Below are 14,507 nucleotides of genomic sequence, written 5' to 3'. Positions count from 1 at the left end.
TTCTCCTTCGACTCAAATCCTCTTTAATAAGTTTGTTTAATCATCTGTTTGTATCCATTCGGGTTTTGTATTTGCCATTTCCATGAATCCGCACACATATCTGTCAGACTTTTTTCGGCTTTCCAGCCTAAAAGATTTGCTGCCTTATCAACATCAGCATAACAAACAGCTATATCCCCAGGTCTTCTTTCCACCACTTCGTACGGAATTTTCTTTCCATTGACTTTTTCGAATGCGTTCACTAGATCAAGAACGCTGTATCCGTTTCCTGTCCCAAGGTTAAATGCTTCTACCCCTGACTTCCTATCCAAATACTGCAATGCACTCAGATGGCCCTTCACTAAATCGACTACATGAATATAGTCACGGACACCCGTGCCGTCATGGGTGTCATAATCGCCGCCAAACACTAATAAGTGATCTCTTTTACCAATAGCGACCTGAGTAATATAAGGCATTAAATTATTGGGAATACCACTCGGATTCTCGCCGATTTTTCCTGTTTCATGTGCGCCAATAGGGTTGAAATACCTGAGTAAAGCGATACTCCATGACGAATCGGAAACATGCAAATCACGCAGAATTTCCTCTATCATTAATTTTGTACGACCATATGGATTTGTTGCCGATAAGGGAAAGATCTCGTCAACCGGTACAAGATTCGGCATGCCATACACCGTGGCAGAGGAGCTAAACACCAGCTTTTTCACATGATACTTCGCCATTATTTCACATAACTTTATCGTACCTGTTATATTATTATCATAATATTTAAGAGGGATCGAAACAGACTCACCAACCGCTTTTAAGCCGGCAAAATGAACAACTGAATCAATATCGTATTTGATAAACAGTTGCTCAACTGCCTCAACATCTAATAAATCAATTTCATAAAACGGAAATTCTCTCTCAGTCAAATCTTTAACTCTTTCAATTACTTCTATATGACTATTCGACAAATTATCCAAAACCACAATCTCATAACCCGCTTTTAAAAATTCAACAGCCGCATGGCTGCCTATATAACCGGCACCGCCTGTAATGAGTATTGCCATCCATGATCTACTCCCCTGTTTTTCACGATTGGTATTTCGAAAGTCCTACAAGATAATTTTACCTTATTTTGGGTTAAATGGTATTTATTTTCCCTAAAAATTCCAATCACCAAAACAGCATTAGACAGTAGAGTTCATTTTATTAAACCATGAATGGGTTCTTATTAGGCCTTCATCTGAAGGCTCTTTAGGACTCTTTCCCTTTAGCTTTAAGAAATTCCTCTTTAATCTTCCTAAGTAACGCCTGATCTGTTAGAAGCCGATAGCCGGTATTGGCTAATGCTTTTGCACCTGTAAGGATGGCTACATCTCCTTTTTCTGACACAGCGCAATCTCTAAACTCCTTTGTATGAGCTATGAGATCATCCGGACCAATTTTTATATAAGGATGGGCTGTTGGTACAACATGGCTCACATTGCCTGCATCTGTCGAACCGGATGCATTCCGCGCACCCTTTACAACATCTTCCCCAAGAGCAGCCAGTTCCTCCCTTAAGACATCATCGAGAGTCGAGTTTAGTACGAAATCATGAACTTCATTTTGAAATCGATTGATCTTTACTTGGGCTCCTGTTGCCAATGCCGCACCTTTGGCAATCTGAATAATCCTTTCCGAAATTTCTTCGCATCTCTTCCATGTTGGAGCCCTTATATAAAATCTTGCAGAAGCATAATCAGGAATGATATTAGGTGCATCTCCTCCTTCTGGAATAATGCCATGAATCCTGATATCAGTCGGTAATTGCTGCCTTAAGGCTCCAATCCCATTGAATAACTGAATGACTGCATCAAGAGCATTGATTCCTTCCTCCGGAGCAGCTGCAGCATGAGCAGCTTTACCGTAAAATTTAAAATCAAGAGGATTGACAGCCAAAAACGGCCTAGTCGTTCTGGTCTGCCCTGATGGATGAATTAAAATCGCCGCATCCACTCCTTCAAATAATCCATGCTTCACATAACTTCCCTTAGCACTGCCATTTGCCCCTCCTTCCTCTGCCGGTGTACCGTAAACAAGAACCGTTCCGCCTGTTTCCTCTAACACTAATCCAAGTGAAATCCCTGCCGCTACACTCGTTATACCGATGATATTATGGCCGCAGGCATGGCCAAGACCTGGAAGGGCATCATATTCAGCGAGAAAAGCAATCGTTGGTCCCGGCTTCGATGATGATTTCCTCGCTATAAAGCCTGTTTCATGACCAGCGATATTACGTGTGACCTCAAAGTCTGCTTCATTTAATATCCTGGTTAGTGTCTCTGAAGCTAAGAATTCTTCATTCCCTATTTCAGGATTGGCGTGTATGTAATGACTTATATCTATATACTCGTCAGCCTGTTGATCTAAATATCCATTGATTATATCTTTATGGAAAATACGCCCTTCATTTTTAATCATTTCTCTTCCCCCATTCGTTTTATTAAGCTGCCATGATGTGTGCGTTTTCTATTAAGGTTATTCCTTCACAGCCGGGCTAACCCAAGCATCCTGATAATTAACCAATTCTTCTACTGATACAAAAGCAGGAATCGTATTCCCTTTAAACGTTTTATGGATAAAATCCTCTACTTCTTTTGAATGATAAATTTCCACCAGTTTATTTAAATCTTCGCGATCTTTATCCCCTTTTTTTACAGCGATGATATTAATGTATGGTTTAGCAGTGGCACTTTCATGGAACAAGGTATCTTTTAATGTTAACCCTGCTTCAACAGCAAAGTTATTGTTAATAATAGAGGCATCTACATCTTCTAGAAAACGTGGTGTATTACCGGCTGCTACTAGTTCAAGTTTAATATTTTTAGGATTGGTTTTAATTTTATCGACAGACCCAACCCCATCAAAATTTTCTTCTAATGTAATGAATCCTGCCTCTTGCAAGAGCAATAATGCCCGGCCAAGATTTGTACCTTCATTAGGAACAGCGATTGTAGCCCCCTCAGGCAGTTCCTCCAAATCTTTATATTTATTTGAATAGATTCCCATTGGGGCAATAACAGTAGAACTTAGTGGCTCAAGATCTAAATTCCTCTCCTTAACTTGCTCTTCAAAGTACGAGATTGTCTGGAATGCATTTGCATCTACTTCGCCATCATTTAAAGCTGTGTTCGGCAAAATATAATCGCTGAACTTTACGAGCTCTATATCTAATCCCTTCTCCTTGGCAAGTTCGGCAATATAATCCCATGTCCTTGTATCCCCACTGCTTACCCCTACCTTAATGGTGGAACTATCTTCTTTTGCACTCCCTTTTGAATCACTTCCACATGCTGCTGTTACGATTGTGAATACTATTACTAAACAAGTAAGAAATAATTTTTTCATTCGGTCCATCTCCTTCTTTATCGTCTTCTTATTTTTCTTGCCAGCGTATTGCCTGTAGTTTGTAAAAGCTGCACAATGATCACCAATGCGGCTACCGTTACGATCATGGTGATCGTGTCAAATCTCTGATAACCATATGTGAGAGCAAGATCTCCTACACCTCCTGCTCCTACCGCCCCTGCCATAGCTGAGGCACCAACCAGACCGATGGTTGCCGTCGTAAAGGTTAATATAAGGGAACTTAGTCCCTCTGGTATCAAAAAACGAAAAATAATTTGCCATTCGGTCGCGCCCATTGCCTGAGCTGCTTCAATAATCCCCTTATCGACTTCCAATAATGAATTTTCAACTAATCTGGCAATGTAGGGACCCGCATAAAATACAAGCGGGACAATCGCGGCATTCGTCCCAATCGCTGATCCAACAACGAATCTTGTAAATGGAATCAAAGCTACCAATAAAATAATGAATGGGACCGAGCGCAAAATATTGATAATCGAGTTTAATATATTAAACACCCATTTATTCTCCAGGATATGCCCCTCTCTCGTAATAACAAGTAAAATCCCTAAAGGCAATCCGATAATGGCCGAGAATAGTAATGAAAAGAAAACCATATAAAGCGTGTCACTGAAACCGATCAGTAATTGTTCAAGCGTAATTTCCATTCCCCATAACTGTTCATTCATGAAGCTTCACCTCCTGCAGAATTACATCTTCATTCGCTACATAATTGAATGCCTTCCTTATTTCTTCTGTTTCTCCTATAACTTCCACGATTAGATTGCCGAAAGGTGTTTCCTGTATTTCAGATATATTGGCAGAAAGAACGCTTAAATGGACGTCAAAGCTTTTGGCCACTGTCGATAGCAGATGCTTACCTGAAGATGATCCTAAAAAATTGAGTTTCCAGACTGCAGGATTCTTTTCCTTTAAGGAATTCAAAAAGCTTTGTGGTATTTCATCATGGATTACCGTTCTAACAAACCGTTTGGCAATCTCCGTCTTTGGCTTAGAAAAAACATCTAGGACTGACCCCTGTTCAACCACTCCTCCATTTTCCATGACAGCGACCTTATTACAAATTTCTTTAATCACCGACATCTCATGTGTAATGAGCAAAATTGTTATGTTGTATTCACGGTTTATTCTTTTCAATAGTTTTAAAACATCACTTGTCGTTTGTGGATCCAATGCGGATGTAGCTTCATCACATAACAGAATCGATGGGTTTGTGGCCAGCGCTCTCGCAATTCCAACCCTCTGCTTCTGTCCACCTGACAATTCTTCTGGATAACTCTGAGCCTTATCTGATAATCCAACGAACTCCAGTAACTCTCGGACTCTGGTTTGAATCGTTTGTTTATCTGTCCCGGATAGCCTTAATGGAATTGCCACATTATTAAAAACTGTTTTGGATTGGAGTAAATTGAAATGCTGAAAGATCATCCCAATTTTCTTTTTTTCTGCCCTTAATTCCTTAGATTTTAGTTTCGTAAACGATTTACCGTTAACAAGAACCTCTCCTTCAGTAGGTCGTTCCAGCATATTAACCAACCTCAAAAGAGTACTTTTTCCGGCACCGCTGTATCCTACGACGCCATATATATCTCCCTTATCAATTGTCATATTAACCCCATTTAATGCTTCAACCGTCTGTCCATTCGCGTGGTATGTTTTTTTTACGTTTTGAAACTCAATCATGTTCTCTCCTCCAAGCCTTATGGAATTCGAAATGCAAAAAGCCTCTACTGTCATTAGACAGAAGAGGCTTTATATGGAACATATACATAAAAGTGATTAGTAATATGTCCGGTTAGGCTTCTTCTTATCTTTCAAACAGTCGTTTGTTGGATTTAGCACAGTATTTTTACCTAAGTAAAAATCCGCTGCCGAAGTTTCATAGGGCCAAATCCCTCCACTTCTCTCGATAAGAATCGCTTACTATTCAATTAAATTTGATGTTTCCAACTATATCCTAACCTGTTTGCTAATGTCAATTACAATTTTCTGAAATTACAATTAATTTTGTATTATACTATAAATATCCTCAATACTATTTTGATGATTCTATACGATTAATGAATCATTACAGCTTTTCAATCGTATAGGTTAATAAGAGAATTTACATAAAAAACCAGAGGGGGTTAACTAGTGGGAAACATCTTCATCTATTCCATCATCATTGGGATTATATCGGCACTTATTCTAGTGCCATTCAAAAATAACGAAAAATTACATATCCATATGACGGGAAAAACAAAACTGCATGTTTTCATCAGTTTAGCTGCACTGATTACGATAGGGGCATTCTTATTTTATTACTTCACCTTATTGGATCAAACGATTTCTTCTCTGTGGATTTTGGTAATCATACTAACCTTGTTGGGTTCACTGCTTGCTACAGGTATAGAGAGAAAGATTAAAGGTGTTTTATTAGCTCTTAGTTTGCTTGTCGGACTCTACTTTTTAACAGCCTTTCTGTTCAATGCCGATGAAAAGTTTAAGATCGCCAAAATGGATGTCAAAGAAGAAATTCAAACATTTGACGAGAAGAAAACACCCGCCAGCGTACCACCTCAATACGCACGTAATAAAATGAAAAAAGCGTTTGGACAGGTGCCTAATACGAGTTACTATGAATTAGGGAATTTGCAAATCCAAAAAGTGAATGGTGAGTATGTTTATATTGCTCCGGTTGAATTTTCCGGATTTTTCAAATGGTTAAAAGGGAAAGAAACTCCCGGATACTTTATGCTGAGCGCTACAGACTCTTCAGCTAATCCTAAATTTGTTGAAGCAGACATGCGTTATACTCCCTCGGCTTTCTTTAACAAAGAAACTGAACGTCGTATACGCCTGCAGTATCCATCGTATATATTCTACGGTGATGCCCAGCTTGAAATAGATGATAACGGGGCACCTTTTTATATTCGCTCTTATGGTGATTTTGTGTCTGCCAGAAATGGTTTCAAGGTGAAAGGTGTTGTGGTGATGGATGCCAAAACCGGGAAATCTAATTCCTATTCATTGTCTGACACACCTGAATTCATAGATGGAGCAGTGGCCCCTGAAGTTGTCAGTACACAAAACAGCTATTATGGAAATTATGTGCATGGATTTTGGAATAGCCTGTTCGGAAAATCAGATGTAAAACTCCCATCAGATGAAGGCACTGAAGCTAATGTAAGTCCAATCTTTGATGAAAATGGAGAAATGTATTATTTTACTGACTTCACCAGCCCTAAAGAAGGCGTAGATTCTATGCTGGGTTATGCGCTCACAAATTCCAGAACGGGTAAAGCCGTCTATTATACAGGCAATATGGAAGAATCCTATATGGATTCGCAGGGTGCCCTGCAAATTATCGAGAAGAAATTTATAGAAAAGAAATGGGAAGGAAGTATGCCAATCATCTATAATTTCTATGGTGAGGCTAGTTGGTTGACGGGCGTGCTCGATTCCAATGGATTTTTGCAAAATTATTTCATTGCATCTGCAGCTAATCCTGAAATAACTGCCTATGGTTCTACTCCAAACGAGGCCCTGAAACTCTTTAAAACAGCGCTTCAAAAAGGCGGGGGAACGGTCAATGGCACTTCCACGAGTGAGGAGAAAAAAACCGACGGGAAAGTTGTCAGAGTCTATAAGGAAAAATCAGGTGAGTATACCGTCGTTTCTTTCCTCCTGGACAACGGACAAAGCTACAATATGTCCTCTGAAAAGGACCCTTTGATTATTTACTTACAGGAGAATGATCAGGTTGCTATTACCTATTTGGATACTGGAGAAAACTTCTTACCTGTAAATAGTATTATGATTAAGAATTTACAATAAAAAATAAACGATAAAATAGATCATCCCCATTCGGGTTTGATCTATTTTTCTCTGTCTATAATATGATTTATTCTCATTAATCATTATTCTTAAATAAAGTGTTAGACATCGTATTAAATAGGGTAAATAAAGTTAGTCTTAAATACTCATAATAAGAAGCGTATACATTTATTAAGAGACAGACAGGTCTTTTGGCTGATTATTGTAGTGGGAAATATCAATAACGGATAAAGGTTTGAGGGTGATATAAAAACAAAGCTGGAGATAAAGCCTCAGCGAATATAGACTTTGGATTTCTCCATTGGTGACGCAGTTGATTTATCTAACTATATCCCGCAAGTAAAACTTGAACGGTAAGAAGGCTATGGCAGTGCATTACATGCAAATAAACTATATAATGCATATATCTTAGCCTATCTTGGACTCGTTTTGTTCTCGTGTAAAAGGGAACATTTTTATAGCATTGTAATTGTAAACAAGCCTGCCTTTAACATGTGAAATCAGAAATATTTTTAGGTGCCTTTCATCTATTTTATTAAGCATAAACACATGTAAAAGTACGTTTCAGATTATTTCCTACATAACATTTCGGAAGTACTTTCCATTTACAAAGTTCTATTTATTTTATTAGATTAAGTAAGAATATACTAACGCGTTCTTTCGACTCTCCATCCTTTTTTTATCTACTTCTCCACAAAATTTAAAGGAAATCTTATAGTAATCTAATATTATTTGGAAAGTATCCGTTGCAAAAAAACCGTATTTTTATATATACTCATAGAGATACACAATTTGTGATAAGATTCATCATCCCTTTTATCCCATTCATTGGGCAATAGAGGGTTTTTAAACGTTTTTATACAAAGGAGGCTCATAATGAAGAGATTTTCAAAATTCACACTTTTATTTACAATGACTATGATCATGATTGCTTCATTTATATTCCCTGCTTTAGACACAAAAGCAGAAGGAAAAAAATATGAAATTGCAACAGATATCACATTCGCACCATTTGAATTTCAAGAGACGAATGGTGAGTTTGTCGGTATTGATATCGACTTATTAAAGGCTATAGCTGAAAATCAAGGATTTGAAGTAGAAATTAAACCGCTTGGTTTTAATGCTGCTGTACAAGCTCTTGAGTCCAAACAAGTTGACGGCGTTATTGCCGGAATGAGTATAACAGATGAAAGAAAACAGAAATTTGATTTCTCCGATCCCTACTTTGAATCTGGTGTAGTCATGGCGGTTGCCGAGGGTAATGAAGAGATTAAATCATATGAAGATTTAAAGGGAAAAAGAGTAGCTGTTAAAACAGGTACAGAGGGTGCCAGTTTTGCAGACACCATAAAAGATAAATATGGTTTTAAAACAGTAACCTACGATGATTCAGCCAATATGTATGATGATGTTAAAACAGGAAATTCTGCAGCAGTTTTTGATGATTACCCTGTCTTAGCATACGGAGTTACACAAGGAAATGGATTAGAAATCGTAACGGAAAAAGAAAAAGGCGGATCCTATGGATTTGCCGTATCTAAGGGACAAGACCCTGAATTGCTTGAGAAATTCAATACAGGGCTTGCTAATCTGAAAGAATCCGGCGAATATCAAAAAATCATGGATAAGTACTTGAAAGCAGAAAAAAGTACGGATACCGATAATGGTTTCTTCGGCCTATTAGAATCAAGCATGCCAAGTCTGTTAAAAGGGCTTCAAATGACCCTGATTTTAACGGTCGTGTCTCTCATTATCGCATGTATATTGGGAATTATATTTGGTCTATTCCGTGTGTCCCATCTAAAAGTCTTAAGAGCAATTGGAGTCATTTACGTAGATATCTTTAGAGGAACCCCACTAATTGTTCAAGCTTTCTTTATCTATTTTGGTATCCCTGCAGCACTTGACTTCCGGATATCCGCAGTCGCTGCCGGTATCATTACATTAAGTTTAAATGCTGGTGCCTATATGGCTGAAATTGTACGCGGCGGTATCGAATCCGTCGATAAAGGACAAATGGAAGCTGCCCGAAGCCTTGGTCTTCCTTATAAAAAGGCCATGGCAAAGGTTATCCTTCCACAAGCGATCCGTTTAATGATTCCGTCTATCATTAACCAGTTTATTATTACATTAAAAGATACCTCTATCCTATCTATCATTGGTATCAATGAACTGACGCAAAGCGGAAAAATCATCATTGCCAGAAATCTGGAGTCCTTCCAAATGTGGCTGATTGTAGGTTTAATCTACTTTATCATTATTATGATATTGACTAAGGTATCAAACCGTATGGAAAGGAAGATCCAAAATGGGAAAGCTTAAAGTAAAAGGCTTAAAAAAATCATACGGGAAGCTGGAAGTACTAAAAGATATCAGTCTTGAAGTTAAAGAAGGCGAAGTTGTTTGTTTAATCGGCCCTTCCGGATCCGGTAAAAGTACTTTATTACGCTGCCTCAATTTACTTGAAGAAGTAAATGAAGGCGAAGTGACGATTGATAATAAAAATTTAACGGATAAGAATACAGACATCAATAAGGTTAGGGAAAATATCGGAATGGTGTTCCAGCATTTCAATCTCTTCCCTCATATGACTGTACTGGATAATATTACTTTAGCTCCAATTGAGCTGAATAAAGCTACCAAAGAAGAAGCTAAAAAGACAGGCCTAAAGCTATTAGCCCGCGTTGGCCTTGAAGATAAAGCCAATGCTATGCCGGCCCAATTGTCCGGGGGCCAGAAACAGCGTGTAGCAATTGCACGAGCTCTTGCCATGAACCCTGACATTATGTTATTTGATGAGCCTACAAGCGCACTTGACCCTGAAATGGTCGGTGAGGTTCTGAATGTTATTAAACAACTGGCTCAGGAAGGAATGACCATGGTCATTGTAACCCACGAAATGGGCTTTGCCCGTGAAGTAGCCGATCAGGTTATCTTTATGGATGGCGGTTATGTTGTGGAACGAGGAACACCTGAAGAAATCTTCTCTAATCCACAACATGAACGTACCCAGGATTTTCTTGATAAAGTTTTATAACACGAGCAGGGGCTGTTTCTCATCAGCCTCTAACTTTAAAAGGTGGAGAAAAGTAATTACTTTTCTCCACCTTTTTTGTTAGCTGAAATTGTGGCAGCTTTATACTGTTACTTCCAGATGAAGTCAGACGTTGATTTCATAAACCATTTGCAAAGGACTTTCACTTTTCACAATCCTTCCCCTATCCTCCATGCATAAATAAACAAAACGATTATTTAGAGTCTTACTCTTGTACCCTGCCCTTGCCTTCAACCCTCGAACTATCCATCTGAGAGATTTTCATAGTAATGTTCAGTTGAGGGTAAAATAATATTCATTATGATTAGTCCCACTCTACTTTCTGAATTTTCCAGTTTCATGCTGATCTGCAAATGTTATTATTATTTTAGTATAAAAATTTAAATTTTCATCACAAAGTAGGAGTGTTACTTATGGATTCAGTAAGTTTTTTCGAAATAATAAAATTCATCTTTTTAGGATTACTACAAGGATTTACCGAGCCAATCCCTGTATCTTCAAGCGGTCACTTGGTTATTTTTCAGCATTTTTTCGGACTTAACATTCCGGGATTAAGCTTTGAGCTATTTGTAAATTTTGCGTCCCTGCTGGCTGTTATTTTTATTTATCGAGCGGATTTAATGAAGCTGATTAAAAATGGATTTTCCTATTTAACAGTTTCTGATAAAACCATTGCTATGAAAAAGGACTTCTATTTCATCCTTTACCTGATTGTAGCTACAATTCCAGCCGCCTTTATTGGCCTCTTCTTCGAAGATCAGATTGCCTCTATATTTAAAGGTGTGCGTGTCATTGGCTTTACGCTGATTATTACCGGTATTGCCCTATGGCTGATCCGTAATTTTGAGGGTAGGAAAGCTGAAGGCGAACTGACATTTAAGGATGCCATTATTGTAGGATTATCACAGGCTGTTGCTTTAATTCCTGGAATCAGCCGATCCGGTGCAACCATCGTATCCTCTATGGCGATGGGCATGAATCGTGAAACCGCGTTGAAGTTCTCATTCTTCTTATATATTCCAATCAGCCTTGGCGGCATGGTATTTTCAGTATCCGATATGATGAACGATCCTAATTTAGGAAAGCTGATCCTGCCTTATGCATTGGCATTCCTGGCTTCCCTCATTGCCTCCTATTTTTCACTGCGCTGGTTTATGGATATTATGAAAAAAGGGAAATTGGGGTACTTCTCTATTTACTGTTTCATTGTGGGAATCCTCGTTATAATCTTTGGCTAACGCTTAGTAAAAAGGAGAACAAGCATAAATGCTTGTTCTCTTTTTTGTATTTGCTACTCATTTTTTATAGTACAATTTATGTAAATAAGCTTATACATCCCGAACATGACATGACAAACACCTATTACCTACAAAATAGCTTAAGTTACTATTCTGCCAGTCGCAATACTAATAAACAAAGAACGGTGATGGTTATGTTTAAAATTTTATTAATAGAAGATGACACCAGCCTCTTTAAAGAAATTAAGGAGAGGTTAACACAATGGTCCTATGAAATATATGGCGTTCAAGATTTCGGAGAGGTACTTAATGAATTCACAAATATTCAGCCTGACTTAGTCCTTATTGATATTCAATTGCCTAAATTTGATGGTTTCCATTGGTGCCGGCTGATTAGGACGCACGAACTTGGACTTGGGATAGCTATTTTGAGGTTAAGTCAGGCTAGTTCATATTTGGAACAGATATTTGGACGCCGATGTTACTCGTGATGGTATTATATACAGCGTTCTATTCCATTTTTGGTATCTTGTCTGTTACATATTATAAGAAAATCATAAAAGAATCTTTGTAAAAAGGATTTATGAAGCTCTTGCTTTGAATAGCGGAGCTTTTTTCATTTTTAGTATGGAGAGAATAAATCGAGGATAATTACTATACACGTTTGTGTTTTGATTATGAAAATTATGGTACATACTTTAAGCGCCTTTGTCTATTTGATTTAGATAAAGGCATGAAATGCAGTATACACCATTCCTAAAGTAGCTGCTTTAGAGGCAAATATTATCACAATCGCTTTCATATAAGACCAGACCCTCCCTTGATTTAGATGTTAGTCAAACACCTGCATTTAGTTAATTACATTATACAAACAACATAACAGCCATTGTTACAAATTTCAGTCCAAATACAATCGATAATGCTTTCATTCTTGCTTCCTCCTCTAATCTTTTTATTTAATTACCAATAGTCTAATTACATAAAGAGTTGCATAGCTGCATAAACGACTATTAATGTACCTGTTTTAAGAGCAAAAGTTGATACTACACTTTTCATTTTCACAATCTCCTTTCTAAAATGAGCAATCTTTATTAGTTGAATCTTCAACCTTATAGATACAGTATATAAAAATAAACTATAACAGTCCAGTGGAAAATGAAAGCAAAGTTTGTGAAATAATTCACTAGTTACTAACGAAAAATCTAAATTAATTCCTTGATATACATAGTTGTATACAAGTATTGTGTAGAAAATATGATTGTGAAAGCAATGAAAACACTATCAAAATTATGTGATATTTTTCACAAACTGTATCAATAAGATGCGAATGAAAATGTAACAGTTTAGTTATCTTAGTTAGTTTTTTTCAAAATGAATTCACAAACTTTTTTCATGCCTGTATCCTACTTTCTTTGCTATTTTATTTTCCCATTAAAAAAGAGGCTAGGACATAACTTATAGGCAATCCTGAAAAGACGAACGATATCTAATTTATCAGCTTTGTTACTTATTCAAGAGTTAAGTTGGAAGAAAAGTTCGTTCCATTGCGCGCTTACTCCACTCGCTTTCCGCGGGGAGGAAGGCTTTAGCCTCCTCGGCTACGCCTTGCTCAGGTCTCAGCCTTTCCTCTACTTCCCGCAGGAGTCGGTGGCTTCCGCTCCATTCCACTAAGTTTAATAATGGGATACAGTAGTAACCAATCTATTGAAAACAAATAAAAATCCAAACTATTAGGCGAAATATTTATAAAAATATCACCTAATACTTCGGATTTATCATTGACTGAAATTCTTATGTCCCATCCTCTTAAAAATAAAAAAATTTACGTTTTCAATATGACGTAAATCAGCTCAAATAATTCAAAAAGTTGCTTTGGATCCTTATTTGTTATCTCCTTAATCCTGTTCAGCCGGTATTGCAACGTATTTCTATGAATATGCAGCTCTTTTGACGTCAATGTTATATTGCCATTATTATTAATAAAGCTTTGTAAAGTCTCCAACAGTTCTGGTGAGGAAGTAAGATAACCTTTAATGTAGGAAATATCAATTAACGAATCAATTTCTATCTCGTTAATTCTGGACAGAAAGCAAACATCCTTATAATAGACAATCCTCTTTGGAAAATTTAACTTTTCACTGATTTGCATAGCCCTGATCGCTTGATGATAGCTCTCCGAAATAGTATCTACATAGCTTCCAATACTGATTTGCATAGCAGATTCTTCATTAATCAACTGATGAACCAAGGGCACGACATCACTTTTATTTTGTATCATTATGATAGAATATCCTTCTTCCTCAAAAACAGGATAGTTTATTTTACCAGAGGTTGGCTTTGGTTTTGCTACCAGAACAGAAGTTTCCCTTGTCAGATCAAGCTGATAATAAAGGGCTTCTTTTTTTATTTCGGCGGTATACTGCGTTTTTTCATCTACTAACAATCTTAGAAATGCTAACTTTTTTCTACTGGCCTCTTCCATATTCATCAATGCGATTCCTTGTTCAATCAATAAAGAGACGGTCGTTTTAACCAATTTACAAAACGGGATCACCTCATCAGGTTCTCCACTTATTCCGATAACTCCCACCATTTTCCCATCAATTACAATGGGTTCATTTGTACCCTTTTTCTCATACTTGTTGTCCTCTGTTATAGTAACCATCTTGCCTAACTGCAAGGCCTTAATCGCTCCAGTATGAGTGGTTCCAACCCTTCCCTTACTCCCGCTGCCAATGATTACGCCATTTTCATTCATAATATTGATATTATATGGAATATCTTTCACCATTTTATTAACAATATGCTGTGCCTGTTTAGTTGTTAACTGATACATGATGGACAGAACCTTTCTACATTTCTGAAGCTTAATTTTAGCTTTCAAAAAACTCTCTATTTCTAGTATAAACTAACAATCTTCCAATCTCTTTATTTGTGCATTTGCATAAATAAAATCATCTATATATCAATAGAAATGTAACCGCTATCAAAATATAATG

Annotated in this window: 10 protein-coding genes, 2 pseudogenes and 1 riboswitch; of the genes and pseudogenes, 6 read left to right on the top strand and 6 right to left on the bottom strand. The window is 37.3% G+C overall.

The features are described 5' to 3' along the window. Nucleotides 1–23 precede the first annotated feature (23 nt). The 5 genes from galE to AC4G3L_RS12250 form a co-directional block, all read right to left on the bottom strand. Nucleotides 24–1,055 (bottom strand): UDP-glucose 4-epimerase GalE, encoded by a 1,032-nt coding sequence (gene galE / locus AC4G3L_RS12270; RefSeq protein WP_491077270.1) that lies wholly within the window; start codon nt 1,053–1,055, stop codon nt 24–26. Nucleotides 1,056–1,242: 187 nt separating this feature from the next. Further along, nucleotides 1,243–2,451 (bottom strand): M20 family metallopeptidase, encoded by a 1,209-nt coding sequence (locus AC4G3L_RS12265; RefSeq protein ID WP_491077269.1) that lies wholly within the window; start codon nt 2,449–2,451, stop codon nt 1,243–1,245. 57 nt (nt 2,452–2,508) lie between these two features. Continuing rightward, nucleotides 2,509–3,378 (bottom strand): MetQ/NlpA family ABC transporter substrate-binding protein, encoded by an 870-nt coding sequence (locus tag AC4G3L_RS12260; RefSeq protein WP_491077268.1) that lies wholly within the window; start codon nt 3,376–3,378, stop codon nt 2,509–2,511. A gap of 17 nt (nt 3,379–3,395) precedes the next feature. Next, on the bottom strand, nt 3,396–4,046 hold the full coding sequence (locus tag AC4G3L_RS12255; protein WP_491077719.1) for a methionine ABC transporter permease: 651 nt from the start codon (nt 4,044–4,046) through the stop codon (nt 3,396–3,398). A gap of 13 nt (nt 4,047–4,059) precedes the next feature. Next, nucleotides 4,060–5,082, bottom strand: coding sequence for a methionine ABC transporter ATP-binding protein (locus tag AC4G3L_RS12250; RefSeq protein WP_491077267.1), 1,023 nt, complete (start codon nt 5,080–5,082; stop codon nt 4,060–4,062). 121 nt (nt 5,083–5,203) lie between these two features. After that, nucleotides 5,204–5,315, bottom strand: a riboswitch (SAM riboswitch). A 217-nt stretch (nt 5,316–5,532) separates the two neighbouring features. On the opposite strand from AC4G3L_RS12250, the gene AC4G3L_RS12245 reads away from it, so the two are divergent. The 6 genes and pseudogenes from AC4G3L_RS12245 to AC4G3L_RS12220 form a co-directional block, all read left to right on the top strand. After that, nucleotides 5,533–7,215, top strand: coding sequence for a hypothetical protein (locus AC4G3L_RS12245; protein WP_491077266.1), 1,683 nt, complete (start codon nt 5,533–5,535; stop codon nt 7,213–7,215). Between the two features lie 876 nt (nt 7,216–8,091). Then, the gene (locus AC4G3L_RS12240) at nt 8,092–9,537 is read left to right on the top strand and encodes an amino acid ABC transporter substrate-binding protein/permease (RefSeq protein ID WP_491077265.1); all 1,446 of its coding nucleotides are present in this window, start codon (nt 8,092–8,094) and stop codon (nt 9,535–9,537) included. Continuing rightward, nucleotides 9,524–10,252, top strand: a complete 729-nt coding sequence (locus tag AC4G3L_RS12235) for an amino acid ABC transporter ATP-binding protein (protein ID WP_491077264.1) — start codon at nt 9,524–9,526, stop codon at nt 10,250–10,252. Before AC4G3L_RS12240 ends, AC4G3L_RS12235 begins: the two co-directional genes overlap by 14 nt. Before the next feature lie 431 nt (nt 10,253–10,683). Further along, nucleotides 10,684–11,508 (top strand): undecaprenyl-diphosphate phosphatase, encoded by an 825-nt coding sequence (locus AC4G3L_RS12230; RefSeq protein ID WP_491077263.1) that lies wholly within the window; start codon nt 10,684–10,686, stop codon nt 11,506–11,508. Nucleotides 11,509–11,702: 194 nt separating this feature from the next. Continuing rightward, nucleotides 11,703–11,913: pseudogene (locus tag AC4G3L_RS12225) on the top strand (response regulator); the annotation flags it as partial. A gap of 16 nt (nt 11,914–11,929) precedes the next feature. After that, a pseudogene (locus AC4G3L_RS12220) lies at nt 11,930–12,082 on the top strand (hypothetical protein); the annotation flags it as partial. Between the two features lie 1,248 nt (nt 12,083–13,330). Here AC4G3L_RS12220 and AC4G3L_RS12215 read toward each other — a convergent pair. Beyond that, complete coding sequence (locus AC4G3L_RS12215) at nt 13,331–14,344, bottom strand: CdaR family transcriptional regulator (protein WP_491077262.1); 1,014 nt, start codon at nt 14,342–14,344, stop codon at nt 13,331–13,333. Between the last annotated feature and the right edge of the window lie 163 nt (nt 14,345–14,507).

The sequence above is a fragment of the Bacillus sp. z33 genome (assembly GCF_058313615.1).
Note: the sequence above shows the minus strand (reverse complement) of the source record. Positions and strands in the feature narration are given on the sequence as shown.

Excerpts from the sequence above, each read along its gene's own strand:
- galE (WP_491077270.1), bottom strand. The coding sequence starts at position 1,055 with ATGGCAATACTCATTACAGGCGGTGCCGGTTATATAGGCAGCCATGCG.
- AC4G3L_RS12265 (WP_491077269.1), bottom strand. The coding sequence starts at position 2,451 with ATGATTAAAAATGAAGGGCGTATTTTCCATAAAGATATAATCAATGGA.
- AC4G3L_RS12260 (WP_491077268.1), bottom strand. The coding sequence starts at position 3,378 with ATGAAAAAATTATTTCTTACTTGTTTAGTAATAGTATTCACAATCGTA.
- AC4G3L_RS12255 (WP_491077719.1), bottom strand. The coding sequence starts at position 4,046 with ATGGAAATTACGCTTGAACAATTACTGATCGGTTTCAGTGACACGCTT.
- AC4G3L_RS12250 (WP_491077267.1), bottom strand. The coding sequence starts at position 5,082 with ATGATTGAGTTTCAAAACGTAAAAAAAACATACCACGCGAATGGACAG.
- AC4G3L_RS12240 (WP_491077265.1), top strand. The coding sequence starts at position 8,092 with ATGAAGAGATTTTCAAAATTCACACTTTTATTTACAATGACTATGATC.
- AC4G3L_RS12235 (WP_491077264.1), top strand. The coding sequence starts at position 9,524 with ATGGGAAAGCTTAAAGTAAAAGGCTTAAAAAAATCATACGGGAAGCTG.
- AC4G3L_RS12230 (WP_491077263.1), top strand. The coding sequence starts at position 10,684 with ATGGATTCAGTAAGTTTTTTCGAAATAATAAAATTCATCTTTTTAGGA.
- AC4G3L_RS12215 (WP_491077262.1), bottom strand. The coding sequence starts at position 14,344 with ATGTATCAGTTAACAACTAAACAGGCACAGCATATTGTTAATAAAATG.